Origin of the sequence: Shewanella sp. Isolate13 (assembly GCF_022398325.1) — a bacterium.
GTDB lineage: Bacteria > Pseudomonadota > Gammaproteobacteria > Enterobacterales > Shewanellaceae > Shewanella.
The window spans coordinates 191,911-218,648 of sequence record NZ_JAKEVD010000005.1; the positions used below are offsets into that span (position 1 = coordinate 191,911).

Genomic DNA, 26,738 nt, shown 5'->3' on the forward strand with positions numbered 1-26,738 from the left:
CTGTTATTCCCTTTTTAAATACGGCATTGAACCAGACTGAGATGCAGTATAGGAATTTGAATGGCCATAAAAGTTTTAGTTGTTGACGATTCGAGCTTTTTTAGACGACGGGTGAGTGAGATTGTCAATCGCGACCCTGAGCTTGAAGTGATAGGCACCGCAGCAAATGGTGCAGAGGCCGTTAAGATGGCGGCTGAGCTTAATCCCCAAGTGATCACCATGGATATTGAGATGCCTGTCATGGATGGGATCACTGCTGTTAGAGAGATCATGGCGAGCAAGCCTATTCCGATCTTGATGTTTTCGTCATTGACTCACGATGGTGCTAAAGCCACGCTCGAAGCGTTAGATGCGGGAGCGTTAGACTTTTTACCTAAGCGTTTTGAGGATATCGCTAGCAATAAAGATGACGCGATAGCACTGCTGCAGCAGCGAATTAGAGCCTTGGGGCGTCGACGTCTGTTTAGGCCGATAGCTAGGGCTGTTTCTGCGAATGAAAGAGCGCAAGTGAATGCTGAACGTACTCGTCCTATTTCTAGCTTCTCTCGAACCGCAGTTAATACAGCTACCGCAACGAATCATGCGGCTGGGGCAAGTGACAAGCCCGCGGCTCGCAGTAGTGTGGTAACCCGTAGCAGCGGTAAGAAATATAAGGCGCTAATGATTGGCACCTCAACGGGAGGCCCGGTTGCGCTGCAAAAGGTGCTCACGCAATTTCCGGCTAATTACCCACATCCTATTTTGCTTATCCAGCATATGCCTGCAGCGTTTACGCCTACGTTTGCGGCAAGATTGAATGGTTTATGTAAAATCGAGGTGAAAGAGGCCGAGACTGGAGAGGTATTAAGACCTGGCTGTGCTTATCTCGCACCCGGTGGCATGCAGATGATGCTAGAGCGTGGTGGCGCTTATGGCAAAATCAAAGTCATTGCGGGTAAGCCTGATATGAATTACAAACCCTGTGTTGATATCTCATTCGCTTCGGCTTCAAAAGTGATCGGTGGTGATGTCTTAGCCGTTGTTTTAACAGGCATGGGAGCCGATGGTCGAGAAGGCGCGAGAATGCTTAAGAGTATTGGCGCGACAATCTGGGCACAAGATGAAGCTAGCTGTGTGGTTTATGGAATGCCACAAGCTGTAGCGGCTGCAGGAATCGCCACTAAGTCGATTGCCCTTGAGCATATGGCTGAGTCGATTCTAAAAGAGACGGCTAATGGCTAATGGCGAGCTTAAACAGAGGTTGAATTGGCAGCGTGGCGGTATGAGTACGCTGTCCTTGCTGTTGATGTTTCTGTTAAGTGTTACCACATTTGTTTTTGGTTCGCTGTATTTTGAGCAGGTACACAAGGTTAAGTCGCTGTCTGCTGAGGTAAAACAGCTTAAACAGAGCCAAGTTTTACTCATGGTGCCAGATGACCAAGCCGAGGTGATGGCTAATTGGATGGCGAATAACCCTCATTTTGTGCAGTCTTTTGTCGATAAGGCTAAGCAGGGGGAGTCGACGGTTTTACCTATTGGTCCGGGGATTGAGCAAAAGCCTTTAAATCAGGAATTGCGCACTAAGGCTAATGGTTTGATGACGCCTGGTTCTGGGCAGGCTCAAGAGCATAAACAAGAGTCTGAAACCCCTAATAAACTTATCGCGACTCATGTTAATTCAGCCTCAAGTGAGGAGTTACCCCCGAATAGCACTGCAAAACAGGAGCTGATAGCGCCTTCGAAAAATAACAAGGTGACATCGACAGCGACACCTGAGCAGGAAAAAACCACTTCTAAAGTGGACTTAAATATGAGTAATCGTCACCCCCAGAAACAAATAACACTGACCGAAACTGCTGAAGGCGTAAAGCTCATCAGTTTGCCTCACGGTGGGATCCGAGTAACAACTAGAGAGCCTGATAACTAATTATGCTTCTAGCTCCTTGGTGAACAGGTATATCATTCGTTTGATAATCGTTGGCGCCAATTAATTAGCAGTGAAAGCCTGAGGAGGTTTTTTGAAGATCTGGACCATAGCAAACCAAAAAGGCGGAGTGGGTAAAACAACTACTGTTGCCAGTCTTGCTGGTGCGTTTGTAAAACGTGGTCAGCGGGTGTTAATGGTTGATACGGATCCTCATGCATCCTTAGGTTATTACCTAGGGATAGACTGCGAACAACTGCCTTGTTCACTGTATGATCTGTTTTTAGGCCATAAGAGCCTAACATCGGAGACAGTGAAGACTCATATCGTACCAACTAATGTACAAGGGTTAGATCTGATGCCTTCAACCATGGCGCTTGCAACACTCGATCGCAGCCTAGGCCATGAAGAGGGGATGGGACTGATCTTAAAGAAGGCATTAAAGCTTATCGAGGAAGAGTATGATGTCGTGCTTATCGATTGCCCTCCTGTGCTTGGCGTGTTGATGGTCAATGCACTAGCCGCGAGTGAACATATTATTGTGCCCGTACAGACAGAGTTCCTCGCCATAAAAGGGCTAGATCGTATGGTGAAAACCATGTTGCTTATGGGACGTTCGAAAAAGATAAACTACAGCTACACCATAGTGCCAACCATGTATGATAAACGCACTCGCGCTGCCTCGGCTGCGTTAAAGCAGCTTAATGAAGATTATAACCAAGAGTTATGGCAGGAGGTTATTCCTGTTGATACTAAATTTAGAGACGCCAGTTTGAGCCATTTACCCGCTTCACATTATGCGCCAAGTAGCCGTGGTGTGAAGGCCTATAATCGATTACTTGATGATCTGCTAGCGAAGGATCTGTGCCATGTCAAAATCAGTTGATGATGCGGTATGTGATTACTTTTCGCTGCTATTAAACGAGCCAGCCGCTGAACTCTCGAAGGTAGAGGCTGCTAAAGCGAATAGACCTGAAAAAGAGCCTGTTCATGATGAAGGCTTCAGTCGACAAGCATTAGAGCAACTGTTTGCCAACGCGCAGACCAAAGACTCCAGTGATAAAACTCTGCAGGCAGCGACTACTGAGCAGACTCGTGGCGCTAGCGCTGGATCAGTGTCAAGTTTGGCTGATACGGCGTCCACATCTCAAACCGACATGGCCGAAGTCATAGAGCAGGGCGCTAGCGCGCTTTTACAGCCCGTTATTGAGCCAATTGACCATGATCGTCGTGCAGAGGCAACGCAGAGAGCGGTCGCTAACCTTGATGCAGCAAGCCTAGAACAAGTCACTGCCGCACCGACAGCTTCTGAACCGGTAAAGGCTCAGATTACTTCAACGCAAACGTTACTCGATAAGCTTGATGAAGAGTTTCAAGTGCTGTTCTTTAATGTGGCAGGGCTCACTCTTGCAGTCCCCTTGGTGAGTCTAGGTGGCATAGTCAATTTAGAGAAAGTAACCTCTTTGATTGGGCGCCCCGATTGGTATCTAGGGGTACAGCAATACCGTGATGCGCAGCTAAATGTTGTCGATACTTGCGCCTGGGTGATGCCAGAAAAATATGATGCAGCACTGGCAGAAAAAGTGAATTACCAATATGTGGTTGTACTCGAAGACAGTCACTGGGGGCTAGGTTGTGAGTCGCTAATCAATACGATAACTATTAAAAAGTCTGAGGTGAATTGGCGCAGCCAAGCGGGTAAGCGCCCTTGGCTTGCAGGCGTAGTAAAAGAACAGATGTGCGGTATTTTAAATGTCGAAGCCTTAGTACAGATGCTGGGCGCGGGCATGGGCTGCCAAGACACCATTTTGTGATCGTACAAGGGCTGAGTTGTGATAAGTCTTGTAAAGAAAGTGGTCGATTAGCCGATATAGCGAGTAGACAGTAAAACTCTATTGGATCTACTAGCATTGAAAGCTATGCTTATTGCACTAAGTAAAATAGAAAACAAACATTAAAAGAATAGTTTAACAGAAAAGCCAATGTGCTATGGATTGAGGCGATTATGACAAGTTCAAACAGTGTGACCGTTGCTGCAGGTAGCGAAGATGCAGTATTACAGTGGGTAACATTTAAGCTTGATAACGAAACCTACGGTATTAATGTAATGCAGGTTCAAGAAGTGCTGCGTTATACCGAGATTGCTCCTGTTCCCGGAGCGCCTCATTACGTGCTAGGTATTATTAACTTGCGTGGCAATGTGGTAACGGTTATCGATACCCGCTCACGTTTTGGTCTAGCATCAGCTGAGGTGAATGACTCGACACGTGTTGTTATTATCGAAGCAGAAAAGCAGGTTATTGGTATTTTAGTTGATAGTGTAGCCGAAGTGGTCTACCTACGCGGCTCCGAGATCGATAATGCGCCGAACGTCGGTACAGAAGAGAGCGCTAAGTTTATTCAAGGCGTAAGCAATCGTGATAGTGAGCTACTTATTTTGGTCGACTTAGATAAGTTACTATCAGACGAAGAGTGGATGGAACTGACGCAGATCTAGTCTTTTAGGCTAGGACGGACTTCGTCCTAATAGGGCGTTCGCAGGCTCACTGCGAGGACGGACTTCGTCCTGCTAGAGCGTTCGCAGGCTCACTGCTAGGGCGCTTCGCTTCTAGGTCCTAGGAAAAGTACAAGCTTGTATCCATTGAGTATCGAGTTTATTTTGCCGAACCTAGAACCTAGAACCTAGAACCTAGAACCTAGAACCTAGAACCTAGAACCTAGAAGTCGCAGCGTAGCGTCCTTCTTAGCTTTAACCTAGAACCTTTTTCAAGAAGAGTCATCAATGATAGCCGAAGAAATTTTAATTGCAGCTGCGTTAGTGTTTGTTGTTGCCTGTTTAGGCTTAGTGCTCTATTTGCAAAAGCAAACAGGCAAGCTACGTGCGAAGGTCGATGCGTTAACTCTACTCGTAAAAGAGGGGGATAAGCAGCGAGAAGCGGTAAAGCGTGAACTACAAGAATTACGCAGCGGCACCATAGGTGTTGGCCGCCGCATGCTGGAGTTAGAAAACAAGCTGTCTCAGCAAGATGCTAAGCTCGAAGAGAGTAGCCAGCAAGATCCTCAGGCTAGATTATATTCCCGAGCTATGAAGATGGTCGCCTTAGGTGCTGGTGTTGCAGAACTTATTGAAGAGTGTGAGCTACCGAAAGCCGAAGCGGAATTATTGATTCGATTACATGGGAAATAGAAGGTTCTAGGACTTAGGACGTTCGCAAGCTCACTGCTAGGACGCTTCGCTTCTAGGGCGGACTTCGTCCTGCTATACAATCAAAGGCTGAGGCGAACGCTACGCTTACGGAAGACGGAACGTTCGCAGGCTCACTCACAGAACGCTACGCTTACGGTATAAGCAAAGGAAAAAAAGTGTAAAAGTTAAGTTTTGTAGGTCGGCATTTATGCCGTCGCTTTTGATCTTATTTTTTCCCTAAGCGAAACGTTCCGTAGTGGCGAAGCCACGTGCTGTAAGGCCGCAGGCCGTTCATCTTCGCTTGTTCGTCCCAGCTTTTCCCGTCTTAGCTTTCACCTAGAACCTTTCTTTGCTTTTCCTAGAACCTAGCACCTAGAAGTCGCAAAGCGACGCTCTCGCAGTGACGTAGTCACGTCCTAGCATCGCAGCGTCCTTCTTAGCTTTATACCTCCTCCATAATCTTCTGATGCATGTTATTCCACTTCTCAGGAAACTTACCATCGAGTACATAAACAAAAGCAATGAGCTCTGCAATGAGCAGGTAAAGCTCTTTAGGGATCTCATCACCAATCTCAAGCCGCTGTAAAAAGTCACACAGGTGCTCATCTTGATGAATATAGACCCCGGACTCCTGCGCCAAAGCAATGATTTCATCTGCAAGTGCAGCTTCGCCTTTTGCGGTGATCTTAGGCGCATGAGCTTGTTGGTAACTTATCGCGACCGCTTTACTGCGTTTTTCTTCGTCAGGCATTGGCTTCCTCTTTGGCTAACTCTTTTGGCTATAACGGCGAATAAAGGATTAAACCTCAACTTTTACCAGGTAATGCTCTCCGGGCAGCAGGCTCGCTGGAATACTCTCCAGTTCGGTATTAATTGATACTGCTGAAAAGCCAATGGCTTCAATTTTTTGAGTCAGGGCAGGCTGTAAAAGCTTAATCTTATTGAGCAGTGACTCATTATTGCTTGAAAGTCTAAGAGTGAGTGAGTCCGTTTGCAGATAGCTAGGCCGCGACTTAGCATGCTGTTGCATTTTAGCCGTCACTAAAACAGCGCCGCTGGCCAAATTGAACTTTAACCTTAGGTTCCAGTAACTCGATTTGTATTCACTACTAGAGGATTGTTTTTGTATATGGCCTTCGATTTGCTCTTGATAGTGATTAATAGAGTAGGGAAGGGCAAAGAAGTAATCCGTGGTTTGTTCATTTTTACTGCAAGCTTGTTGATATAAATTCAAGTTATTTATGAGTTTGCAAAGAGACGGTAGACTGGCCGAGCCCTCGAGTAACTTCATTATCGGCTCGGGCAATCCAAGCTGCAGTTGCAGGTTTTTTAGCCTGCTAGCTAACTCTGGCGTCACGGTTTTAGTGCTATTTCGGCCTAATAGCTGCAGAAATAACATCTGAATGATGTCAACATGCGTATGCCCGGCGTTTGATATTCCGATTGATGATGAAATGGATAGCTGTAGCATGGCTTCTATCGCCTGTTGTAATCGCTGTGGCTGAGTTAGCTCCGCTAAAGGTTCAGGCATCAGGTTTGGTAGGAGTCGCTGTAGCACCGTCGCTAAGTTTTCTTCGGTAGGGGCTTTTGCCGGGGAGCTGGTCGGTAATCCCCCCGCTTTACGTAATGCTCCGGCAAGGTAATGCCTGTTTACCTCTGATACGCTCTCAGGGCTTTTAATTGGAGGGGAAGTGGCTTGAGATCCCTTAGGGAGTTCGCCGTCTCTTGAAATATGCGCTGTCGAAACCGCTCCTAGACGCTTTAGAAGCGTTTGATACTCGGCGTTAACCTCTATCTTAGGTTGACGCTGCTCAGCTTCGGGCGAAGGCGTTTCAGCTGCTTGCAGAGCCACTGCTCCCGTATCTAAGTCAGTTAATGAGATTTGCGCCTTAAATTGGATCGGTGAGAGGCAAAGTTGCAATTTATCACCTTGGGCCTTTATACAGGCAGCGTACTCACCTTTTGCAAGTGAGTTAGATTGCTCCAGCCTTATTGCCGGCGTATTGTCGAACAGGATTTTATTGGCATCAATAGTGGCGTTGGGCAGTGGATAACCTTCTTTGCGCTTTGCTAGCTGTTGTAGCTTTTTTTCTTGATTTGGGTGACGACTAATTACCGAGAGGAGTGCTTGCGGTAAGGTTTGGTTATAGGAGGATCCGAGAGCAATTAAAGTACTTTGTGCAATAGTGCTATTAATTTGAACTATATTTAACAGGAAACGTTGGGCTTTAACAAACTGTGTTAAAGGCAGTGGGACAGCGCTTTTTATGCCGTACTGCTTACCAGAAAGGCCAAGTTTTAAACCATCGTTAGTGGCAATAACAGAAACCGGCACGAGTGCATTGGCACTTTTTCCAGAAGAGAGCCCGGTCTCTTTAAGGGGCGGCTTTATTATGTTTTGGCTAGTTAAAGGGTCCAAATTTTAACTCTTCTTTTTGGCTGTAATGTATGACAGTTGAGTGTGACTGCTAAATGGTTTAAACGACTAACCTTATATACTTCTTAACAAATTTAAAATTGATCTTGTGTGACAACTCAGTATCCTAAGCCATCCTTCACATAAAAATTCATATATTTAGCTAAGGGTGTTATTTTTTGGTTAAATCTACGGTCATATCAACTGTATCGACAGCAGGAGTGTATGACTTTAGCGTGAATAAAGATTTATATGCCTACGTTTATCCATAGCATTGAATCGAATGGTTTTTTGCAAGATAAACAGGTTGCTAATTACCTAGAGTTGGAGCAATCTTGAGCTTGTTCTAGCAAGAGTTGGTTTTAGCAACAGGGATTAATCTAGGAAGGGTAAGTGTTTATAAGTAATAGAGTAATACCTTTTTCAAAGAGACAATTATGAAGTTTAAATGGATTGTGCTTTCTCTGACGATATTTGCAATGACATCGATAGAAGCGGCCGAAGATAGCAGTACGGATACTAGTCAACAAGTAACGGTAACTTATAACGATCCCCGTGATCCTATTGAGGGCTTTAACCGTGCGATGTGGGACTTTAACTACTTGTTTATGGATCGGTATTTCTATCGTCCAGTTGCTCATGGTTACAATGACTATATTCCACATCCAGTTAAGAGTGGTATTAATAACTTTGTGCTCAATCTTGAAGAGCCATCAAGCCTAGTAAACAATACGTTGCAAGGAAAGTGGGGCTGGGCTGCCAATGCTGGCGGTCGGTTTACGGTCAATACCACACTTGGTTTACTCGGGGTGATTGATGTCGCCGAGATGATGGGGATGGAGCGGAAGCAAGATGCTTTCAACGAAGTGCTTGGCTATTACGGTGTGCCAAATGGCCCTTACTTTATGGCACCATTTTTCGGCCCCTATGTTACTCGTGAACTCGCATCTGATTGGGTTGATGATCTATACTTCCCTTTGTCTGAACTGACTTTCTGGCAGACAGTTTTAAAATGGGGTCTTAAGAACTTGCATAGTCGAGCAGCTGCAATTGATCAGGAACGATTGGTTGATAATGCGCTTGACCCATATACTTTTGTGAAGGATGCATACTTTCAGCATATGGACTACAAGGTATATGATGGAGACATTCCTCAACGTGATGACGATGATGAGTTGCTTGATGAGTACATGCAGGAATTAGAGTAGCATTGGTTAAGTGGACAGATAAGAATAAGAGCTCCGCTTAAAGCGCAAACAGAAGTAACAAGGATGTTTGTTTACGCTGTTGTCAAAGGGCAGCTTATGGCGCTAAATGAATTAACCATACTTTTTGTGGAAGACGATCCCGTGTTTCGCAAATTAGTCACGTCTTATCTTACTAGCCGCGGGGCAAAGGTTGTTGAAGCCGATGACGGCGAACAAGGACTAAACAGCTTTAAAGTCGAACGTTTTGATCTTGTGATCGCCGATTTGAGCATGCCTAAGCTGGGAGGTTTAGATATGCTTAAGGCGATGAATCAATTTCGTCCTGGGACACCCTCCATCATCATTTCCGGTAATCAAGCGATGGCTGATGTGATTGAAGCATTACGCCATGGTGCCTGTGATTATCTGGTTAAGCCTGTAACCGATCTCTACCTAATCGAAAACGCAATCCGAGAATGCTTAAATGACTCGCTCGAGGACTCTTTGAACTTAGATGAACAGGAGTCGCTATCTTATCTAGAGCTTAACGAGAATCTTGCGCTGTTAGAGCAATGTGGTGAAGCGGCCAAGAGCGTTCAACAGCAGCTATTTCCGCCAAGTCGTATTGAGTATAGCGGTGTCGTCATCGACTATAGCTTATTTAATACCGATGAGGTGAGTGCCCACTTCATTGATACCGCCATGATAGATGAAAAACATGTGATGATGTATATGGCGCACTTTCATCCCCACGATAACCGTGCGGCTTTTGCGTCAGTGTTATTAAAGAGCTTCGTTAATCATAAGCTCAAACGTTATCGAAATGGAATATCTCAGGCGATCACCGAACCTTTTAATATGTTGGTTTACCTTAATGATCGTATGAGTAAATCAGGGCTAGGCATTGTTGCCGATATGACCTATATCGTGGTCGAATTAACCCATTATCGAGCTGCAATTGCACAGGCTGGAAGCGAGTTTCGTTGTTATCTGAAAAATAGTGAAGGCTTGTCTCCTATTGCGCTTTCCGGTTCTTTGCAGCTCGGCATGGCAGATTGGAGCAAGCCGAGCCTACAGTTTAGAACCTTACAACTCGGTGAGAAGTTATGCATCTCTACCTTGGTTAATGAACATAAGCAGCAGCTTGTTAAAGATCAGTTTCATGGCTTAGTTTATGACCCAGACTCTACACCCGGCGGGTATATGCAATTGTCATTGAAATAGGTACTAGAAAAAACAGGTAATAGGTCCTAGGAAGTGCGTTAAAACAAAGTGTGAACATTAACTATAATGAGTAATGACTTTGTTTATTCAAGGATGAATACATGAAAACACTGAATTTTGAAAACTTGGATGTTTGGAAGAGGGCATCGAGGCTTAGCTGCAATATTTATCATTTATTTAAAAGCTGTAATGATTTCGGATTTAAAGATCAAGTAACAAGAGCTGCCATTTCGATCCCTTCAAATATTGCAGAAGGTGAAGAAAGGCAAACAGACAAAGAGTCTGCACGCTTTATGTATTATTCCAAAGGGTCCGCGGCTGAGTTAGTTACTCAACTATACATAGCAATAGAGGTAGGATTAGTGGATAAGAAAAAAGCTTTAGCTTTGATAGATGAAGCCAAGCAAATATCATCAATGCTAGCGGCATTAATTTTGATAAGAAAAGATTCTTTATAAACTAACGGTGCCATAAACAAAAAATGCTTCATATTACTACGAAGCATTTTTATTTTTTGCTAGAACCTAGAACCTAGAACCTATCTTCTAATAGCCTCATGCTCTGCAGTCACTGCAATTTCTTCTTCTAGTGCTTCTTCTTCAGTGTGGTGAGTGCTGTCTTCAGCACCGTGCATCCAGTCGACTAGCTTGTCAGCCATGAAGTACAGAATGATACCAGACACGGCTGCTGTGATAGCGATACCCGCGAAGATAGACATAGCGTTAGCAAGTTGCTCCTCTTTCTCACCGCCGTGACCGATGAACGAACCAACGATACCGCCAATCTTGTTTGCCGCAGCAACAAATAGGAACCATGCACCCATCATTAGAGAGGCAATACGCAGTGGAGCAAGTTTAGTCACCATAGATAGACCGATTGGAGATAAACATAGCTCACCCATAGTATGGAAGAAGTATGCACCTACTAACCACCACATGCTTGATTTAGCATTAGCGTCACCGCCCATCTCTAAAACAGCACCGATCATGAATAGGAAACCAATACCGAGTAGGACTAGACCTAAGGCAAATTTTACTGGCGAGTTTGGCTCATTCTTACCTAAGCGGATCCAGATAGAAGCAACTACTGGTGCGAAGATAACGATAAACATAGCGTTAAGAGACTGGAACCAAGTAGTTGGTACTTCCCAGCCGCCAATCATACGGTCAGTAAAGTCGTTGGTGAAAAGGTTCATCAAGCCGCCAGCTTGTTCAAAGCCAGCCCAGAAGATGATAGTGAACAGACCCATGATCATAATTACTTTGATGCGATCGCGTTCAATCTTAGTCAGTGGTTCTTTACGGACTTCACCTTTCTCTGCAGCTTTCTCTTTTTCAAGCTGTGCAGCTGGAGTACGACCGATGTCGCCAAGAAGCTTTTGAGCGAAGACAAACTGAATAATCAGTGAAAGTACCATACCGATACCGGCACAGATAAAGCCAGCTTGGAAGTTACCGTCGAAGTAAGCAACGACAGAACCCACAATAATACCAGAAAGGAAAGCACCAACGTTGATACCCATATAGAAGATGGTGAATGCACCATCACGGCGGTGATCGCCTTCTTCATAAAGGTCACCAACCATGGTAGAGATATTTGGCTTGAATAGACCGTTACCCAGAATAAGCACGCCTAAACCGATATAAAACACTTCGGTTTCCATGCCTTGAACCCACGCATGGGGGGTACCCAGAATAAACTGGCCGGCAGCCATTAATGCGCCGCCGATAATAATCGCTTTACGCTGACCTAAGTAAGTATCTGCTAACCAACCACCGATGAGTGGTGTTAAATAGACCAATCCGGTAAAGGTACCATAGAGAGAGAGGGCATCAGCTTGGGTCCAGCCCAATCCGTGACCACCTTGAGATTGCACTGCATCTACTAAGTATAAAACCAAAATCGCACGCATTGCGTAGTAACTGAAGCGTTCCCATAGTTCTGTTGTAAACAACAGGAACAGTCCCTTAGGATGCCCGAGCATCGTCCCCTGGGGTTTTGCTGCGCTCATGTATTCTTCCACCTTCGCTTGTGATTGCCTGTAGCTTAATTTCTGCTACAGAAAATTGATTTGCTTAAATTATTCCAGTCATCCCTAAACAAAGTCGGTTAAGAGTGTTAAGCAATAGCCGTTTTTGTTGAGGGTTTGGCTGATTTATTGTGGGCTTGTATTCTAATTTTTATTATTTGACGCTGAAAATAGCGCCAAATGCGATAAAGCCTACCTTATATACCCTTTATAAGCGGTAAAAGTCAATTTTGAAAATGTAACTGGCCACATATTGACCTATCGAAAGCTGATATGGGTAGGGGAGTGGAAAAGTGAGAGGTAGGTTATCTTTGAATGGTCTTTGACTTCCAATCGGGGGAGCATTTTTGTTAGTATCGTTGGCCGTGAATGGGACGTCACAGCTTAGTGAATCAAAGGTGAGAGAATTAAATGAAGGCTTGGTATCTATTATATTGCAAATCTCGTGGCGAGACCCGAGCGCAGCAAAATCTGGCTCTTCAGCAAATTGAGACTTATCTGCCCACCTATCCAGAAGAGAAGTTAGTAAAAGGGCAAGTAACCGTACGGCGAGTATCGCTGTTCCCCAGTTACCTGTTTATTAACTTCGATCCTGAAGTTACCAGTGTTGCCAAAATACACAATACCCGCGGCGTTATCAGGATTGTTGGCTGTAAAGAGCTAATGACGCCTATCGATGATAGCGTTATTCACGCAATTAAACTGCGTGAGCATAAGTTACTTTCAACATTAATGCCGGAAGAGTCTCGAGCAATACCCGAGATGAAATCAGGAGATAAAGTGTGCTTTACCAAAGGCCCCTTTGCAGAACTTGAAGGGATCTTTGACGAAGAAAATGGCGAAAAGCGCTGTTTTGTGCTGTTTGAGTTAATGGGAAAACAGCAACGAGTCATAGTAGAAAAAGACACAATTCAACCTACTAAGGCTAAATCGTAAAATGAGGTTTGGCTGCCAATAACTGGCAATAACAGGCTAAATTATTTCGATTTTTTCTCAGGCTCAGTAATTAGAGTTATTATTCAAACTTCCGATTTTACCACTACCTTTGTAAGACATTTGCCATAGTTTGGGTTTTCGGTTTGGGATTGCATGGTGAATAGGTAAAAGGTGTTTCGAATTAGTAAAGGACTATTAATAACAGATCTACGGTGTCGGGTTAATTGAGTTGAGGCGATGAGATGTCGCTAACAAATGGAGGGTATACGGAATCGAGCCGTTCTAGGAGTGTGTTTGCCTTCGTTGGTTTAAGACTTACCAAGCTAAGCATCATTTGAAAATACTAGTCAGCCAGAATGTACAAAGTATCATCACCTAAACGACATGTGCCTATAGCATTACTGCACTGATGAGCAGACTAATGTATAATCTCGCGCTGCCCAATTAAATGTTATTTAATTGGGCTAGCTAAGTTGAGTAGATAGATAAGTTTAGAGCTGTGAACAGCAGATACTCACCTAATTGTTTGATTTTAAATGTGTCTTTTAAGGTATAGAAGAAAGAGCAAAGAAGCGCAAGAAACGAGCGAAAATGAGTTGGCTTAATGTAGAGCTCAGGGCAAGACAGTGATTGTCTAGTTCTGATTTTACCTTAAGTTAATTTGAAAAATGACACAAAATCAGACTAGTCCGCACTGCGGACGGGCACGTTGGGAGCCGTAACCTATGGGCGGTAGCGTGTCTGACACAAATTGTCTGGAACAATTTTGAACAGCTTTAGCTGGCCTTTAGGTGAAGTATATGGATATACGGAATAAAGGCATCGAATGAAAAGTTTCATTCGTTTAGCGATAGCCGAAGGCCTCTGGCCGCCACGCGGGTCTGAAAGCAAAGAAGGACGCTGCGCTGCTAGGGCGTGACTTCGTCACTTCGAGGGCGTCGCTTTGCTTCTTCTAGAATCTAAAAAATCAAGTTCTAGGAGAGGAATAAGTCAGAAACGGGTGCCCTTAGCGATTAGATTTTCCTAGTAGGACGAAGTCCGCTCTAGAAGTGAGCTTGCGAACGCCCTAGCATCTAGTAGCGCAGCGCCCTTCTTTGTTTACCGTAAGGCCGAAGGCCGTTCGTCTCTGCCTTAAATCGTCTTTGCTTGTTTCGGCTTCAACCGTCTCAGCTTTTAACCTATTTTTTAACCCTCTCTCGGAGATCACTGGTGCTTAACAAGACTAAAAACCTCATCATAGCTGGTATGTCAGCGCTGATACTACTGTCAGGGCAGGCGAGTGCAATCACGCCTTCTCCGCAAATGATAGAGCAATTTAAAAATCTTCCAGCATCTGAGCAGCAACGCTTAGCAAAGCAGTATGGTATTGACCCATCTATGCTAGGGGGAGCGAGTAGTTCTCAGCCACAAATAGAAAACCCTCAAGTGGTTAATCCGCGTGCTCAGTACGGTGCAAATGGTCAGTTGGTACAAACAGATCAATTTGGTAAACCACTGAATGATAAATCTGATTCCGAGTTAAAGTTTGAAGAGGGAGCCGACAAAGCAGAGCTTAAACGCTTTGGCTATGACTTATTTGCTGGTGAACCAACGACATTTGCACCTGTATCAGATGTGCCCGTACCGAGTGAGTACTTAGTTGGCCCTGGTGATAACATCAAGGTACAGCTTTTTGGTAAAGATAATAAAGAGTATGACCTTGTTATCAATCGCGAAGGGGTTATCCAATTTCCAGAGCTTGGCCCAATCTCTGTAGCGGGATTAACATTTAGTGAACTACGCGAAAGTTTGTCTGAGCGTATCAGTCAGCAGATGATCGGTATTCAGTCGAATATCACTATGGGTGAGCTACGCTCAATCCGTATTTTTGTTGCGGGCGATGCCTACAAGCCAGGTTCTTATACGGTTTCTAGTCTTTCAACCATTACACAGGCATTGTTTGTGGCTGGTGGCGTAAATGAAATCGGCTCGCTTCGTAATATTCAAGTAAAGCGCAACGGCAAGCTTGTTGGTAGCATGGATCTATATGACCTGCTGCTTCGTGGCGATGCATCGGGCGACATCAGCCTACGTTCCGGCGATGTGGTGTTTATCCCTTCTGTTGGTGGGTTAGTTAGCGTAACAGGCGAAGTTCGTCGCCCAGCTATCTATGAGCTTAAAAAGCACGAAACCATGGCTGAAGTGATTGAGATGGCGGCAGGGTTGAAACCTGGTGCTTATCCAAGACGCAGTAGCGTTGAGCGTTTCAATGCAAACAGCCTAAAATCAATTTTAAATGTCGATTTAACATCGGCTAAAGGCAAAGCAACTAAAGCGGTCGCCGGTGATGTTATCCGCGTTAAAAGTGCGACCACTCAATATGAAGATGCCATTACCGTTGTTGGTGCAGTAGTTCGCCCAGGCAAATACCAGTGGTATCAAGGCCAAAAGATCAGTGATCTGGTACCGTCTATATGGGGCGATCTATCCGTATCAGTCGATCTTGAATACGCAATCATCGTTCGTGAAATTAATAAGCAAGGTGACATTCAGGTTTATCAATTCTCTCCAGTGAAGGCGATTAATGGCAAAGTAGCTTCACAAGACTTACCGCTGCAAGCGCGTGACAAAGTGATCTTCTTTAACTTTAGCGATCTTACACAAAACCGTTACGAGCTAAACAAGCTGGTAAAAGAACGAGTTAAAAAGGTTCAATCACTTGCTGGTAACTCTTTAATTGGTAATGACCTATTTAGCGCAGGTTTCTCACAATTAAACCAACAAAAATTTGCTGATCGTTCTGAGCTTGGCGGCGTAGCCATTAATAGCCAAGTTCAAGAACAGGACCCAACAGCCAAGGCGATAAAAGGTGAAGTCAACAAGATGTTGGTTAACCTTTTTGAAGACAGCGATTTAATAAAGCTCAGCGGCGAAATGAACCGCGGTGAACTGCTTTATCCTGTAGTGATGAAGCTAAATAGCCAAGGTCGTGCTGGAAAGGGCGTTCAAGCTGTTGCTATCAACGGGCGAGTGAACAACCCTGGCATCTATCCATTGTCTGTCAATGCACGCATTAAAGACTTGGTAATGGCAGCTGGTGGGCTTGAAGAGGGCGCATATACACTACGTGCAGAGCTAACAAGTACGTATACAACAGCAGATGGTTCAGCAATTAAGCATACAAATATTGCTTTAGAATCCGCCCTTCAAGGTGATGCCGCACAAAATATCGCCTTAAAAGGTCGTGATATCTTAACTGTAATGACAACGCCTGATTGGCAAGATAATAAGTCGGTTGAGATCCGCGGTGAGGTTAAATTCCCTGGTACTTACAATATTCGCCGTGGTGAAACCCTTGCTGATGTATTAAAGCGTGCCGGCGGGTTCACAGAATATGCATATTTGCCTTCTTCTGTATTTGTGCGTGAATCAGTGCGCCAGCAAGAGCAGTTAGAAATCAAAAAGCTTGCGGACCAACTGCGCAGGGATATTGCAACTCGTGGTGTATCGAAAGACGGTAATGTAATTAATTACTCCGATGCACAAATGATGTTAACTGATTTGGAAACCATCAAAGCAGTTGGCCGTTTGGTCGTGGATCTTTCTGCAATCTCGGTGGGTATTAAGCAAGCGGATCTTCAGTTAGAAGATCAAGATGTACTCTATATTCCATCAACTAAGCAAACGATTGCAGTGATGGGCGAAGTACAGCACGCAGCAACTCACAGATTTAAGGAAGGTCAAACCATCGACCAATACTTAGCTATGTCTGGTGGTGCAAGAGAGCGTGCAGATGACGACAGAACTTATGTTATCAAAGCTGATGGCTCTGTAATGCTTCCAAGCCGTTCTATGTGGTTTAGTAGTGAAACAAGCCTACAACCAGGTGACACCATCATTGTACCGCTTGATACCGAGTACAAAGACAACCTAACTCTTTGGACACAAGTCACAAGCATCATCTACAACACTGCAGTCGCATTCGCCACCGTCGCAAATCTTTAGTCATAGAACTCCGTTGGCTTGCTAGAACGTTCGCAAGCTCACGGCTAGAACGCTACGCTGCTAGAACGGGCTTCGCCCTGCTATAAAAGCAAAAGCTTAAGAGCCAGCGTTATATACTACGTCAGTGCTATCTTTTGCTTTTGTAGAATCTAGAAGGAGCGAAGCGACGCTCTCGCCGTGACAAAGTCACGAACTAGAAGCGCAGCGCTCTGCTAAAGCTAAGGATTAGCTAATGAGATTCGAACAACTGGATGTTTGGAAAAGAGCTTCAAGACTGTCTTGCGATATATATAAAGCGACAGAAGCAGTACAAAATTGGGGCTTTAAAGATCAAATAACACGCTCGGGCTTATCAGTTCCTTCGAATATAGCCGAAGGTGAAGAGCGAGAAACCAACAAAGAGAAAGTACGTTTTTTGTATTATGCAAAAGGCTCACTTGGCGAGTTGGTTACACAATTATATATAGGCATTGAGGTTGGGTACTTAAATAAAGAACGCTCAATGGAAATGATAAAAGAAGCTAAAGAGCTAGCAAAAATCATAGGTTCTCTAATTAGAAATAAGGAATCACAGATTAAAGAAGAAAACGCTGACTACAACATTGACTAACTGCCTTTATAGCAGCGTAGCGCTCTATCCGCGAAGCGTCCTAGAATCTAGAATCTGAAGAAAATAATGAATAAAGACATACAACAAACCAACACTGACGCACAGTTCCCGCATATGAACTCCGTCCATAATCCGGCTGACGACGAAATCGATCTTCGCGAACTCTTCTCCGTCATCTGGCAAGGCAAATGGCTCATCATTGCCATCACAGCAGTCTTCGCTATTGGCTCTGTGATCTTCGCTTTAATGCAGCCAAACACCTATAAGTCTGAAGCATTACTTGCCCCTGCAAGTGAAGAGCAAGGTGGTGGTTTGAGTGGCTTAGCAAGTCAGTTCGGTGGCTTAGCTAGCATGGCGGGCATTAACCTAAATGCAGGTGGTGGAGTTGATAAAACGCAGATGGCAATTGAGGTGATAAAGTCGCGTCAATTCGTGAGTGATTTCATTAAATCTCATAATATATTGCCAGACTTAATGGCAGCTGATAAGTGGGATATGTCAACTGATAAGCTTACTTATGACGCTGAAATATATGATGCGCAGAATAATAAATGGGTACGTGATGCTAAAGCTCCATTTAAGCCTGAACCTTCTATGCAAGAAGCATATAAAGAATTCAGTAAATCTATATCAGTTAACTCTGCAAAAGATACCGGAATGGTAACGATATCTGTTGAGCACTTATCTCCTTCAGTTGCAAAACAGTGGGTAGACTGGTTAATTCAAGATATTAATAAGGTGATGAAAGATCGTGATGTTGCTGAAGCGATTCGCAGTAGTGAATTCCTTAATAAACAAATCGCACTGACAAACGTAGCGGATATCCGTTCTATTCTCTACAAATTAATCGAAGAGCAAGCTAAAACTATTATGTTTGCAGAAGTACGTGATGAATACGTATTTAAAACAATCGACCCAGCGTTAGTGCCTGAAGAAAAAGCTGGTCCTAAAAGAGCGCTAATATGTGTACTTGGCACTATGTTAGGCGGCATGCTAGCAGTGATGATTGTTTTAATAAGACATTTTGTCAGAAAAGAAGAACCCCTAGAACCTAGAACCTAGAACCTAGAACCTTCTTTTTTGGGGCCTATTGGGACTGTTTAAAGAGAAAGAGCAGAAAAACAGCCAAACCCAAGGCTTACAAGGGATAGCGCTTAACTAGAAATAATAGTGACTGTCTCAAAATGGATTAAAAGTGTCTCAGCTTGGTTCTACAGGCTGAGATTGGAAAGTGTGAGCATTCAATTAAAGCTATCTGTTTTATAAGCTTCACATCAAAAATGCCTAACCCTTTTTAAACGTGCTTCAGGGATGAGAGCTAATCGATGAATTAATACCTTTGCTTTTTGTATCATCAAAGTTAAGCACGTTAAATACATAAAGGTAAATTATGAACGTTGGTCAAAAAATAAAGATTGCCATTGTTGGTTGTGGTCGTATATCGAAAAACCACTTTGGCTCTATTGAACAGTTAGATAATGAGTTTGAGTTGGTTGCTGTATGTGATAACAATCCTACAGTATTAGCAGAACACACTGCACAGTATAAAGTTCCCGGTTACCTATCGCTTGATGAATTACTCGAAAAAGAAGATATAGATCTTGTCACCCTATGTACACCAAGTGGTATTCACGCATCACAAACAATCAAAGCTGCGAATGCTAAGGTTCACGTGATCACTGAAAAACCGATGGCGACTAAGTGGGAAGATGGTCTTGCGATGGTCAGAGCATGCGATGAAGCTGGTGTTAGGTTGTTTGTCGTAAAGCAGAATCGTCGAAATTCAACCTTGCAATTACTTAAGCGTGCTGCAGATGAAAAGCGCTTCGGTAAAATACACATGGTACATATCAATGTATTTTGGAGTCGTCCTCAGGAATATTATGACCGCGCATCTTGGTCTGGCACATGGGATATGGACGGTGGTGCGTTCATGAACCAGGCAACCCACTATGTAGACCTATTACACTGGGTTGTTGGACCGATAGAAAAAGTACATGCAATGACATCAACCCACAGAGATATTGATGTTGAAGACACTGGTGTAGTTAATTTTAAGTGGCGTAACGGGACACTGGGCTCCATGGCTGTGACAATGTGCACCTATCCTCAAAACCTTGAAGGTTCGATAACAATTCTTGGTGAAAAAGGCACTGTTAGGATAGGTGGCGTGGCTGTTAACGATATTCAAGAATGGTCATTTAGCGACAGTCGAGACTACGACACCGAAGTTGATAGTGCAAATTATCAAACATCTTCTGTATATGGTTTTGGACACCCTCCTTACTTTCAAAATGTAGCAGATGTTTTACGTGGTAAAGCCGAACCTGAAACGGATGGTAGAGAAGGCTTAAAATCACTTGAGTTACTAATTAGTATCTATCGTTCTTCGAGAGACAGTAAAGAAATTGGTTTACCACTAAATTTATAATTTATAGAGATTACAGTAATGACGTTAGAAAGTTTGAATATTGGTATTATCGGTTTAGGTTACGTAGGCCTTCCACTAGCTGTAGAGTTTGGTAAAAAGTACAAAACAATCGGTTTTGATATTAACGACAGCCGTGTTTGTGAACTTAGAGAAGGTAAAGATTCAACACTCGAGTGTACAAGTGACGAGTTGGTCGATGCGAAGTTGCTTGAATATACGTCTTCGCTCGAAGCTATTAAAGATTGTAACTTCTATATCGTGACAGTACCGACCCCAATAGATGATAGCAATGCACCTGATTTAACACCTCTAAAGAAAGCTTCTGAAGCATTAGGCAAGGTTATTTCTGCTAACGATGTAGTTGTTTTTGAATCAACTGTTTATCCTGGTGCAACAGAAGAAGTTTGTATACCAATTATTGAACGTGTTTCTGGCTTGAAGTTTAATAAGGACTTTTTTGCAGGCTACAGCCCTGAACGTATTAACCCAGGTGATAAGGTCAACCGATTAACTACAATCGTAAAGATCACTGCAGGTTCTACTCCTGAAATTGCTGATTTTGTTGATACTGTATACAGTTCTATTGTGACTGCTGGTACTCATAAAGCATCATCTATTAAAGTTGCTGAAGCTGCAAAAGTTATCGAAAACACACAGCGTGATTTGAATATTGCAATCATTAACGAATTTGCCAAGATATTTAATCGTCTAGATATTGATACTGAAGAAGTCTTAAAGGCAGCCGGAACGAAGTGGAATTTCTTGCCGTTTAAACCAGGTCTAGTTGGCGGGCACTGTATTAGTGTTGATCCTTATTACCTTACTCACAAAGCTAAAGAAGTTGGTTATAGCCCAGAAGTTATCTTAGCTGGCCGACGCATCAATGACGGTATGGGAAGTTATGTTGCTACTCAGATGGTTAAAAAACTTGCTAGCAAGAAGATTCATATTGATGAAGCTAAAGTGCTTGTGATGGGCTTTACATTTAAAGGTGACTGCCCTGATGTGCGTAACACAAAAGTTATTGAAATAATTAAAGAACTTGAGAGCTTTAATATTAATGTTGATGTACATGATACTTGGGCGGATAGCGCTGAAGTTAAACATGAATACGATATCACGCTAATCGATGAACTTAAGAACGGCTATTATGATGGAATAATTTTAGCTGTTGATCATAGTGAATTAAAAGAAATGGGAATCGAACAAATTAGAGCTCTCGGAAAAGATAGCCATGTTGTTTATGACGTGAAATATGTTTTCCCACTTGATGCTGCTGATATTCGACTTTAGGGAATTTAGACGTGAAAAAATTTGCTTTAATTGGTACTGCAGGCTATATCGCTCCAAGGCATTTGAACGCCATTAGAGACACCGGTAATGACTTGGTTGTTGCAATGGATATTAATGACTCTGTTGGCATCATGGATATGCATTTCCCAGAGTCGGAGTTTTTTACCGAATTCGAAGATTTTGCTGCGTTTGTTGAAGATGAATCTCTAAAAGGTAATAAGTTAGACTATATATCAATTTGCTCTCCAAATTACCTACATGCTCCCCAAATGAAATTCGCGCTCAAGAATGGCATCGATGTTATATGTGAGAAGCCTTTAGTATTGAGTTCTAAAGAACTGGATACGTTAAAGGTGTACGAAGAAAAGTACGGTGCAAAAGTTAATAGTATTCTTCAATTGCGTTTACACCCATCGATAATCGCTTTACGCGATAAAGTATTAAATAGCTCGCCTGAGGAAGTATTTGATGTAGAGCTGACCTACATGACTTCAAGAGGTAAGTGGTACCTAAAGTCTTGGAAAGGTGTGAATGAAAAGTCTGGTGGGGTAGCGACAAATGTTGGGGTTCATTTCTTTGATATGCTTCACTTCATATTTGGCGATATTAAGTTTAATGAAGTTCATTATAAAGATGAGCAAACTGTAGCCGGCTATTTAGAGTACGAGCGTGCCAGAGTTAAATGGTTTTTATCTATTGACGCAAATAACTTGCCTGAAAATGCTGTTCAGGGTGAAAAGAAAACCTATCGCAGTATTATGATTGGTGATGAAGAGTTAGAGTTTTCAGGTGGTTTTACTGATTTACATACGCAAAGCTATGAAAATGTTCTTGCGGGTAACGGTTATGGTCTCGAAGAAAATAGAACAGCTATTGAGACTGTAGAGAAGATACGTGATCAAGTAATAGTTGCGAATGCAGAGAACTACCACCCATTAGTAAACAAGCTTCTTTAGGCAGAAAGTTAAGGCTGCTATGTAAATAGCAGTCTTTTATTTTTGAGGGATAGTTTATGACCTACTTTAAGCACGAAACAGCCATTGTTGATGATGGCGCAGTCATTGGGGACGAAAGCAGAGTTTGGCATTGGGCGCATGTGTGCTCTGGAGCAAAAATAGGCGCTGGAGTATCTTTAGGTCAAAATGTATTTGTTGGCAATAAAGTAACCATAGCTGATAAATGTAAAATCCAGAATAATGTATCTGTTTACGACAATGTACATTTGGAAGAAGGCGTTTTTTGTGGACCTAGCATGGTTTTTACTAATGTATATAACCCTCGCTCTCTCGTTGAACGTAAGGATGAGTACAGAACTACGTTAGTTAAAAAAGGTGCGACGCTAGGTGCAAACTGCACAATCGTTTGTGGAATCACTATTGGCGAATTCGCATTTATTGGCGCTGGAACCGTTGTTAATAAAGACGTTAAACCTTTCGCACTAATGGTTGGAGTACCTGCAAAGCAAATTGGCTGGATGAGTGCATACGGTGAGAAATTAGACTTACCATTAACAGGCTCTGCAAAAGTCACTTGCCCGCACACAAATGATGTTTATACATTAGTAGACGAGATTATTTCTCGTGAAGATTTAGAATAGAACTAGAGTATGAAAATGCAATTTATCGATCTTGAAGCACAATATTTACATTTAAAAGAAAAAATTGACGCTCGCATACACAAAGTGCTTGATCATGGGCAGTACATTATGGGCCCAGAAGTGAAAGAGTTAGAAGAGAAATTAGCAGAGTATGTCGGTGTAAAGCATGCCATTACTTGTGCTAATGGAACAGACGCTTTAACTTTAGCTATGATGGTACTCGGTATTAAAAAAGGTGATGCCGTTTTTTGCCCCACATTTACATTTTTCGCAACTGCGGAAACCATAGCTTACGAAGAAGCAACACCTGTGTTCGTTGATTCGGATGAAAGTACGTTTAATATTTGTCCAATAGATTTAGAAAAGCGCATTCAAAAGGTAATAGCAGAAGGTAAGCTCACGCCAAAAGCAATTATTTCTGTTGATTTATTTGGTTTACCTGCAAATTATCCAGAGCTTGAACGCATTGCTAAAAAATATGATTTAAAGTTAATTGAAGATGCAGCTCAAGGCTTTGGTGGTACATTAAATGGTCAAGTGGCTGGTAGCTTTGGTGATATCGCGACAACAAGCTTCTTTCCAGCAAAACCATTAGGTTGTTATGGGGATGGTGGCGCTATTTTTACTAATAACGATGAATATGCGGCTTTACTACGTTCATATTGCGTACACGGTAAAGGTACTGACAAATATGATAATGTTCGCATCGGAATGAATAGTCGTTTAGATACGATTCAAGCTGCTATTTTGCTAGAAAAGTTAGCTGAATTTCCGCAAGAATTGATTGCTCGACAAAAAGTCGCAGATAAGTACGAAGCAGAATTAAAAGGTCAGTTTGAGACGCCTCAAGTACCTGATGGTTACACTAGCTCTTGGGCGCAGTATACTGTTTGTTGTGATAACCGAGAGTTGGAGATGCAAAAATATCAAGAAAAAGGTATTCCAACTATGGTCTACTATCGCACTTGTATGCATCAGCAAACAGCGTTCACATACCTAGGTTATACTAGTAAAGATTTTCCTATTGCCGAATACTTGGCTAAAAGAGTTTTTAGCCTCCCAATGCACCCATATTTAAAATGAGCTATTTGAAAAAATTAGTTGTTAGAAACCGATTCGCTAATGATTTAATATTTAATAAGGGACTATTTATTAAATTTAATTTGCGACAGTTATTATTTAACTTAATTATTAATTTTCTTTCAGGCAAAAATCAAGGTAAATTTTCATTTGCACACTTTTCAAGCCAGATAATTAAGCCAGAGAATATTATCTTGAAAGGCCAAAGCAAAGGAAGTTTCTCTAGCTTTGTATTGAGCGGCGGCTGCTATATCCAGGGTGGAAATGGTATAACTATTGGAGACAATGTTATTTTTGCTCCTAGAGTATCTATAGTGAGTGCAAATCATGGGGATGATAAAGGTAAATCATGGATAAATGATTCATCTAAAGCTGTAATCATTGGAGATAATTGCTGGTTAGGCGTTGGATGTACATTATTGCCAGGTAGTAGAATACCTAACGGTTGTACTGTAGGGGCGGGGGCCGTGGTTAATAAAGCTTTCACAGAAGAGAATATGCTGATTATTGGTGTTCCAGCTAGAGCAATAAAAAAGAATAAGGAATAAAATGAAAATTTTAACAATTGTTGGTGCAAGACCACAGTTTATTAAAGCTGCAGCAGTGAGTCGAGCGTTTTCAAAGATAAACTCAATAAATGAAATTATAGTCCACACCGGACAGCATTTTGACGAAAATATGAGTAATGTTTTTTTTGATGAAATGGATATTCCTGTACCAAAGTATAGACTTGATATTTCTTCATTAAGTCATGGTGCAATGACAGGAAGAATGCTCGAAAAAATAGAAGAAATACTTCTAATTGAATCACCGGATTTTGTTTTAGTATATGGAGATACTAATTCTACTATTGCCGGAGCGTTAGCAGCATCTAAATTGCATATACGTATTATCCACATTGAAGCTGGTCTCAGAAGCTACAATATGCAAATGCCAGAAGAAGTAAATCGAATTGTTACAGATCGACTTAGTACAATATTATTTTGTCCATCAGAACAATCTGTCCTTAACTTGGAAAAGGAAGGGATTACTGAAAACGTTTTTGTTTCTGGTGATGTAATGCATGATGYATCAATATATTATCATGGTCTGAATCGGGCTAAAATTAAAAATAATTTTAATGAAAAATATATACTTGCAACTATTCATAGAGCCGAGAACACAGACCATAAAGAAAAACTTTCAGCTATCATTGCTGGTTTAAATGAAGTACACAATAATTATATGAAAGTTATTATGCCTCTTCATCCTAGAACTAAGATTAAAATTCAGGATATTGGTATAAATGTAGATTTTGAAGTTATTGAACCTGTAGGTTATTTTGATATGATTCATTTGATTGAAAACTCAAACCAAGTCATAACAGATAGTGGAGGATTACAAAAAGAAGCTTATTTCTTTAAAAAGAATTGTGTTGTGGTTAGGGAACAAACCGAGTGGGTTGAACTCACCGATGCTGGTTATAATGTGCTATGTACTACAGATACTCGCGATATTTTTAATAGCGTAGTTAGTGATAAAGTGGAAATCGGAGAGAATAAAATTTATGGAGACAGTAATAGCTCTGACAGAATTGCAAGTTTATTAATTGAGAAGTTTTCATAGGTGTTAAAATGAAGTCTATTTCTATAGTTACGCATTTACCATTTAGACAAAAAGGTAATCAAAGTTTATTGCGTTTTGTAAATATGTTTCTAGCTAGAGGTGTCAGAGTCGATTTGTTCACATCAGGTTATGATGTGAATGGTCAAAATGTCATAGAAAATGATTTATTTACTTTACACCAATTAAGTGAAGGAGTAATTCAAAGTAAACAGTCAAGCGAGGTTCATACTAATTATTCAAAAATATCTTCCGAGGATATTTTTATGCCATATGTTAATGGTAGTTTTTTTGGTTTTTTTAGGAAAAACCTCTCGTTTCTTGTTAACTTGTATTATCAAACACGTTTGAAAAGTAGAATTATTAATGATTTTGATTGTGTAATCAAAAATTCTGATGTGATAATCGGTTATGAAGCTAATATGGCATTTCTAGCAAAATCACTAGCTGTAAAGTATAACAAGAGATACATAAATAAATATCAAGGTACTATTTTAGCAGTCGCTAAAAGATCACTAGTTAAGGCGATAATGTACTACCCTACTCTATTCTGGGGGATTAATTCGTCAGACCTGTGCTTGATGGTTGATGATGGTACTGATGGGGAATATTGGGCAAATAAAAGAGGTAATAAGAAAGTCAGATTTAGACCCCATGGCGTTGGTGTCGAGGATTATTCAGAATTTATTGATGCAGAAAATAGGTCATTGAAGTTTACTATTTTTAACAATGCAAGTGGGAGTACATGGAAGCGACCAGATAGGATTATTAGGGCATTAGCGGTATTGAATAAAGAAGACCTAAAAAGAATAAACTTATTAACTACTTACTCTGGGCCTGACGTATATGATCTCAAGAAATATATAAATGAACTAGGTTTGGATAAGAATGTTGAATTTCTTCATAATTTAGACCATGTTGATTGTAATAATAAAATAAGAAGCTCAAGTTTAGTTGTAATGACTAATGATTTGAGTAACTTAGGTAATCCAATATTAGAAGCCATTTATTTTGATAAGCCATTTATAACACTTGATGATGGTTCTGTAAATCGGATTTGTAAAACCCATGAAGGTGGGGAGTATGTTAAGATTGGAAGTGAAATGGATGTTGAGCTAGCAAAATTAATATCGAGATATATAAATGATGATGAATTTTACGCTCTAAAATCGAGGCAACTTAAAGACAATACTAACGTTAGAAAACTAGAAGAAGAACAAAGTGATGAATTTAATTGGATTCTTGAGGCATCCCAAGAT

Annotated in this window: 24 protein-coding genes; 21 read left to right on the top strand and 3 right to left on the bottom strand. The window is 41.9% G+C overall.

Going from position 1 to position 26,738, the window contains the following annotated elements; genetic code table 11:
• Positions 1-60 precede the first annotated feature (60 nt).
• The 6 genes from L1D44_RS05430 (at position 61) to L1D44_RS05455 (ending at position 5,090) form a co-directional block, all read left to right on the top strand.
• Positions 61-1,221, top strand: coding sequence for a chemotaxis response regulator protein-glutamate methylesterase (locus L1D44_RS05430; protein ID WP_239889137.1), 1,161 nt, complete (start codon positions 61-63; stop codon positions 1,219-1,221).
• Positions 1,214-1,906 (top strand): hypothetical protein, encoded by a 693-nt coding sequence (locus L1D44_RS05435; protein ID WP_239889138.1) that lies wholly within the window; start codon positions 1,214-1,216, stop codon positions 1,904-1,906. The genes L1D44_RS05430 and L1D44_RS05435 overlap by 8 nt, the downstream gene beginning before the upstream one ends.
• Positions 1,907-1,997: 91 nt before the next feature.
• Entirely contained in the window at positions 1,998-2,789 is a 792-nt protein-coding gene (locus L1D44_RS05440; RefSeq protein WP_239889139.1) for a ParA family protein, read from the top strand.
• Positions 2,773-3,717: a CheW domain-containing protein gene (locus L1D44_RS05445; protein ID WP_239889140.1), complete on the top strand. Its 945-nt coding sequence runs from the start codon at positions 2,773-2,775 to the stop codon at positions 3,715-3,717. Before L1D44_RS05440 ends, L1D44_RS05445 begins: the two co-directional genes overlap by 17 nt.
• 191 nt (positions 3,718-3,908) lie before the next feature.
• Positions 3,909-4,400 (top strand): chemotaxis protein CheW, encoded by a 492-nt coding sequence (locus L1D44_RS05450; protein WP_220768816.1) that lies wholly within the window; start codon positions 3,909-3,911, stop codon positions 4,398-4,400.
• A gap of 285 nt (positions 4,401-4,685) precedes the next feature.
• The gene (locus tag L1D44_RS05455) at positions 4,686-5,090 is read left to right on the top strand and encodes a DUF2802 domain-containing protein (protein WP_239889141.1); all 405 of its coding nucleotides are present in this window, start codon (positions 4,686-4,688) and stop codon (positions 5,088-5,090) included.
• A 442-nt stretch (positions 5,091-5,532) separates the two neighbouring features.
• On the opposite strand, the gene L1D44_RS05460 is transcribed toward L1D44_RS05455, so the two are convergent.
• Both L1D44_RS05460 and L1D44_RS05465 read right to left on the bottom strand, forming a co-directional pair.
• A complete protein-coding gene (locus L1D44_RS05460) occupies positions 5,533-5,841 on the bottom strand; it encodes an EscU/YscU/HrcU family type III secretion system export apparatus switch protein (protein WP_239889142.1) in 309 nt (102 codons plus the stop codon).
• A gap of 48 nt (positions 5,842-5,889) precedes the next feature.
• Complete coding sequence (locus L1D44_RS05465; protein ID WP_239889143.1) at positions 5,890-7,509, bottom strand: hypothetical protein; 1,620 nt, start codon at positions 7,507-7,509, stop codon at positions 5,890-5,892.
• Between the two features lie 434 nt (positions 7,510-7,943).
• Here L1D44_RS05465 and L1D44_RS05470 point away from each other — a divergent pair, with 434 nt between their 5' ends.
• The 3 genes from L1D44_RS05470 to L1D44_RS05480 all read left to right on the top strand — a co-directional run bounded on the left by L1D44_RS05470 (position 7,944) and on the right by L1D44_RS05480 (position 10,375).
• Positions 7,944-8,714: a VacJ family lipoprotein gene (locus L1D44_RS05470; protein WP_239889144.1), complete on the top strand. Its 771-nt coding sequence runs from the start codon at positions 7,944-7,946 to the stop codon at positions 8,712-8,714.
• A gap of 96 nt (positions 8,715-8,810) precedes the next feature.
• Positions 8,811-9,917, top strand: coding sequence for a response regulator (locus L1D44_RS05475; RefSeq protein ID WP_239889145.1), 1,107 nt, complete (start codon positions 8,811-8,813; stop codon positions 9,915-9,917).
• A gap of 110 nt (positions 9,918-10,027) precedes the next feature.
• Positions 10,028-10,375, top strand: a complete 348-nt coding sequence (locus L1D44_RS05480; protein ID WP_239889166.1) for a four helix bundle protein — start codon at positions 10,028-10,030, stop codon at positions 10,373-10,375.
• Between the two features lie 80 nt (positions 10,376-10,455).
• Here L1D44_RS05480 and L1D44_RS05485 read toward each other — a convergent pair whose 3' ends face one another.
• Positions 10,456-11,928 (bottom strand): peptide MFS transporter, encoded by a 1,473-nt coding sequence (locus L1D44_RS05485; RefSeq protein WP_239889146.1) that lies wholly within the window; start codon positions 11,926-11,928, stop codon positions 10,456-10,458.
• Between the two features lie 429 nt (positions 11,929-12,357).
• On the opposite strand from L1D44_RS05485, the gene rfaH reads away from it, so the two are divergent.
• The 12 genes from rfaH to L1D44_RS05545 form a co-directional block, all read left to right on the top strand.
• Entirely contained in the window at positions 12,358-12,882 is a 525-nt protein-coding gene (gene rfaH / locus L1D44_RS05490; RefSeq protein ID WP_239889147.1) for a transcription/translation regulatory transformer protein RfaH, read from the top strand.
• 1,209 nt (positions 12,883-14,091) lie between these two features.
• Positions 14,092-16,866, top strand: coding sequence for an SLBB domain-containing protein (locus L1D44_RS05495; RefSeq protein WP_239889148.1), 2,775 nt, complete (start codon positions 14,092-14,094; stop codon positions 16,864-16,866).
• Between the two features lie 232 nt (positions 16,867-17,098).
• Positions 17,099-17,476, top strand: a complete 378-nt coding sequence (locus L1D44_RS05500; RefSeq protein WP_239889149.1) for a four helix bundle protein — start codon at positions 17,099-17,101, stop codon at positions 17,474-17,476.
• A 66-nt stretch (positions 17,477-17,542) separates the two neighbouring features.
• A complete protein-coding gene (locus tag L1D44_RS05505) occupies positions 17,543-18,538 on the top strand; it encodes a Wzz/FepE/Etk N-terminal domain-containing protein (RefSeq protein WP_239889150.1) in 996 nt (331 codons plus the stop codon).
• 328 nt (positions 18,539-18,866) lie between these two features.
• Positions 18,867-19,907 (top strand): Gfo/Idh/MocA family oxidoreductase, encoded by a 1,041-nt coding sequence (locus L1D44_RS05510; protein ID WP_239889151.1) that lies wholly within the window; start codon positions 18,867-18,869, stop codon positions 19,905-19,907.
• Positions 19,908-19,925: 18 nt separating this feature from the next.
• Positions 19,926-21,200, top strand: a complete 1,275-nt coding sequence (gene tviB / locus L1D44_RS05515; protein ID WP_239889152.1) for a Vi polysaccharide biosynthesis UDP-N-acetylglucosamine C-6 dehydrogenase TviB — start codon at positions 19,926-19,928, stop codon at positions 21,198-21,200.
• An 11-nt stretch (positions 21,201-21,211) separates the two neighbouring features.
• The gene (locus L1D44_RS21845) at positions 21,212-22,156 is read left to right on the top strand and encodes a Gfo/Idh/MocA family oxidoreductase (RefSeq protein ID WP_239889153.1); all 945 of its coding nucleotides are present in this window, start codon (positions 21,212-21,214) and stop codon (positions 22,154-22,156) included.
• A gap of 56 nt (positions 22,157-22,212) precedes the next feature.
• Positions 22,213-22,797: an acyltransferase gene (locus L1D44_RS05525; protein ID WP_239889154.1), complete on the top strand. Its 585-nt coding sequence runs from the start codon at positions 22,213-22,215 to the stop codon at positions 22,795-22,797.
• A 15-nt stretch (positions 22,798-22,812) separates the two neighbouring features.
• Entirely contained in the window at positions 22,813-23,880 is a 1,068-nt protein-coding gene (locus L1D44_RS05530; RefSeq protein ID WP_239889167.1) for a DegT/DnrJ/EryC1/StrS family aminotransferase, read from the top strand.
• Positions 23,881-23,885: 5 nt separating this feature from the next.
• Complete coding sequence (locus L1D44_RS05535; protein ID WP_239889155.1) at positions 23,886-24,425, top strand: acyltransferase; 540 nt, start codon at positions 23,886-23,888, stop codon at positions 24,423-24,425.
• A 1-nt stretch (position 24,426) separates the two neighbouring features.
• Entirely contained in the window at positions 24,427-25,482 is a 1,056-nt protein-coding gene (gene wecB / locus L1D44_RS05540; RefSeq protein ID WP_239889156.1) for a UDP-N-acetylglucosamine 2-epimerase (non-hydrolyzing), read from the top strand.
• Between the two features lie 8 nt (positions 25,483-25,490).
• On the top strand, positions 25,491-26,738 hold a 1,248-nt coding region (locus L1D44_RS05545), incomplete at its 3' end, for a glycosyltransferase (RefSeq protein WP_239889157.1).

Excerpts from the sequence above, each read along its gene's own strand:
- L1D44_RS05430 (WP_239889137.1), top strand. The coding sequence starts at position 61 with ATGGCCATAAAAGTTTTAGTTGTTGACGATTCGAGCTTTTTTAGACGA.
- L1D44_RS05435 (WP_239889138.1), top strand. The coding sequence starts at position 1,214 with ATGGCTAATGGCGAGCTTAAACAGAGGTTGAATTGGCAGCGTGGCGGT.
- L1D44_RS05445 (WP_239889140.1), top strand. The coding sequence starts at position 2,773 with ATGTCAAAATCAGTTGATGATGCGGTATGTGATTACTTTTCGCTGCTA.
- L1D44_RS05450 (WP_220768816.1), top strand. The coding sequence starts at position 3,909 with ATGACAAGTTCAAACAGTGTGACCGTTGCTGCAGGTAGCGAAGATGCA.
- L1D44_RS05455 (WP_239889141.1), top strand. The coding sequence starts at position 4,686 with ATGATAGCCGAAGAAATTTTAATTGCAGCTGCGTTAGTGTTTGTTGTT.
- L1D44_RS05460 (WP_239889142.1), bottom strand. The coding sequence starts at position 5,841 with ATGCCTGACGAAGAAAAACGCAGTAAAGCGGTCGCGATAAGTTACCAA.
- L1D44_RS05470 (WP_239889144.1), top strand. The coding sequence starts at position 7,944 with ATGAAGTTTAAATGGATTGTGCTTTCTCTGACGATATTTGCAATGACA.
- L1D44_RS05475 (WP_239889145.1), top strand. The coding sequence starts at position 8,811 with ATGGCGCTAAATGAATTAACCATACTTTTTGTGGAAGACGATCCCGTG.
- L1D44_RS05485 (WP_239889146.1), bottom strand. The coding sequence starts at position 11,928 with ATGAGCGCAGCAAAACCCCAGGGGACGATGCTCGGGCATCCTAAGGGA.
- rfaH (WP_239889147.1), top strand. The coding sequence starts at position 12,358 with ATGAAGGCTTGGTATCTATTATATTGCAAATCTCGTGGCGAGACCCGA.
- L1D44_RS05500 (WP_239889149.1), top strand. The coding sequence starts at position 17,099 with ATGAGATTCGAACAACTGGATGTTTGGAAAAGAGCTTCAAGACTGTCT.
- L1D44_RS05505 (WP_239889150.1), top strand. The coding sequence starts at position 17,543 with ATGAATAAAGACATACAACAAACCAACACTGACGCACAGTTCCCGCAT.
- L1D44_RS05510 (WP_239889151.1), top strand. The coding sequence starts at position 18,867 with ATGAACGTTGGTCAAAAAATAAAGATTGCCATTGTTGGTTGTGGTCGT.
- tviB (WP_239889152.1), top strand. The coding sequence starts at position 19,926 with ATGACGTTAGAAAGTTTGAATATTGGTATTATCGGTTTAGGTTACGTA.
- L1D44_RS05525 (WP_239889154.1), top strand. The coding sequence starts at position 22,213 with ATGACCTACTTTAAGCACGAAACAGCCATTGTTGATGATGGCGCAGTC.
- L1D44_RS05530 (WP_239889167.1), top strand. The coding sequence starts at position 22,813 with ATGCAATTTATCGATCTTGAAGCACAATATTTACATTTAAAAGAAAAA.